Raw genomic sequence first — 1,716 nt, forward strand, 5'->3', positions numbered from 1 at the left:
GAGCGCCGAGGCAAGCCAGAGCGGGCGGCCGGAAATCTCGGCGCCCGAGGCGTCGGCGTCATATTCGCGCGTGCGGCTGATCGCCATCTGCACGAGGCCGGCGGCGATGGGCGCGAGGATCGCCAACGCCAGCGTGCCGATGAAGCCGCCATTGTTCTCGCGGTTGCCGCCGAAAAAGAACGCGAAATTCGCCAGCATCGAGATCGCGCCGGCGATCGTCGCCGTGATCGTCATGGTCAGCGTGTCGCGGTTCCGGATGTGGCTCAGCTCGTGCGCCATCACGCCAGCGAGTTCTTCCGGCGTCAGCATCTGCAAGAGGCCCGTCGTCGCGGCGACGGCGGCGTGTTCCGGATTTCGGCCGGTCGCGAAGGCATTGGGCTGATCCGAATGGATGATGTAGGTCGCGGGCACCGGCATGCCGGCATTCTCGGCGAGCTGCGCGACGAGGCGCACATATCGGGGTGCGCTCGTCTCGTCGACGCGCTCGGCGCCATACATCGAGAGCACCATGCGGTCGGAATTCCAGTAGGCGAAGAGGTTCATCGCGGCGGCGACGAAAAAGGCAATGGTCGCGCCGCCCGCACCGCCGATCAGATAGCCGAGCCCCATGAAGAGCGCGGTGAGGGCGGCGAGCAGAATGCCTGTCTTGACGGTGTTCATCGGGTCCTTCCTGTTGGTCCCGGCGCGCCTCGAACTGGCGCCGCGGGGATCGAGGTCTTATATGTAGCCGCGACGAAGTCCCTTCAAGCGAGCGGGTCATGAACGGCGAAACGGACAGGCAGGCGGATGAACGGACGGCGGAAGAGACGCCGCCCAAGGTGCTGAGCCCCGCCGCCAAGCGGGCGCTGGCCGAAGCCGAGGAACGCCGCCGCGCCGCCGACGAAGCCCGCGCCGGGAATCCCGTGCCCCGCGAGATCAATGGGCCCAAGGGGACGCAGATCGGCGCCGAGCCGACACGTTACGGCGACTGGGAAGTCAAAGGTATCGTCAGCGATTTCTGAAGCGCGCGTTTCCGCTCGGTTCCGGCGCGCACCGCTCGCGAATCGCTCCGGATTCCTATATATGTGATTTAAATCCTATATCGCTGGTCTCGGGCAAGGCCGGCGGGATTTGTTTTGCGCCGGGGGGCAGGCGCGATTGCTTTGTAACGAGTGGACCCATGCGCGCCCGGTTTCTTGTCAGTCTTGCCGTTCTCATGGCCGCTTCGCCCGCCGAAGCGAAGGACGTGTTGCGCGGGCCCGTCGAGGCGGAGGTCGTCCGCGTCGTCGATGGCGACACGCTGGCGGTCAGGGCCGAGATCTGGCTCGGCCAGACGGTCGACGTCGATGTGCGGCTCGCCGGGATCGATGCGCCGGAGCTCAAGGGCAAATGTCCGCAGGAGCGCGAAGGCGCCGCGCGGGCCCGCGATTATCTCGCGCGGCTGAGCGATGGCGGGCCGGTGCGCCTCACCAATATCAAGCGTGACAAGTTCGGTGGCCGCGTCATCGCCAATGTCTCGAACGACGCAACGCCGGATTTCAGCGCCGCGCTCAGGGCGCGCGGGCTCGCACGCGGCTATGACGGCGCCAAGCGCGAAAGCTGGTGCGAGCTTGCCGGCGGCAGCGGCGCGCGGGGTTAGGTCAGGCGACCGATTGCAGTCCCTTTTTATCGACCAGCGTCAACAATTTCAGAGATGTGCCTTTCGGGTGTTTTTCACCGCGCTCCCACTGGCTGACG

3 protein-coding genes are annotated in these 1,716 nt (G+C 66.3%); 2 read left to right on the plus strand and 1 reads right to left on the minus strand.

Features of this window, described 5'->3' with window-relative positions; all coding sequences use genetic code 11:
- On the minus strand, nucleotides 1–660 hold a 660-nt coding region (locus tag VMR03_RS16250; RefSeq protein ID WP_325407056.1), incomplete at its 3' end, for a M48 family metalloprotease.
- Nucleotides 661–758: 98 nt separating this feature from the next.
- On the opposite strand from VMR03_RS16250, the gene VMR03_RS16255 reads away from it, so the two are divergent.
- Entirely contained in the window at nucleotides 759–1,001 is a 243-nt protein-coding gene (locus VMR03_RS16255) for a succinate dehydrogenase assembly factor 4 (protein ID WP_325407058.1), read from the plus strand.
- A 158-nt stretch (nucleotides 1,002–1,159) separates the two neighbouring features.
- Complete coding sequence (locus VMR03_RS16260; RefSeq protein WP_325407060.1) at nucleotides 1,160–1,618, plus strand: thermonuclease family protein; 459 nt, start codon at nucleotides 1,160–1,162, stop codon at nucleotides 1,616–1,618.
- The last annotated feature ends 98 nt before the right edge of the window (nucleotides 1,619–1,716 follow it).

Origin of the sequence: Parvibaculum sp. (genome assembly GCF_035511255.1) — a bacterium.
In the GTDB taxonomy this organism is placed as follows: domain Bacteria; phylum Pseudomonadota; class Alphaproteobacteria; order Parvibaculales; family Parvibaculaceae; genus Parvibaculum.

Excerpts from the sequence above, each read along its gene's own strand:
- VMR03_RS16255 (WP_325407058.1), top strand. The coding sequence starts at position 759 with ATGAACGGCGAAACGGACAGGCAGGCGGATGAACGGACGGCGGAAGAG.
- VMR03_RS16260 (WP_325407060.1), top strand. The coding sequence starts at position 1,160 with ATGCGCGCCCGGTTTCTTGTCAGTCTTGCCGTTCTCATGGCCGCTTCG.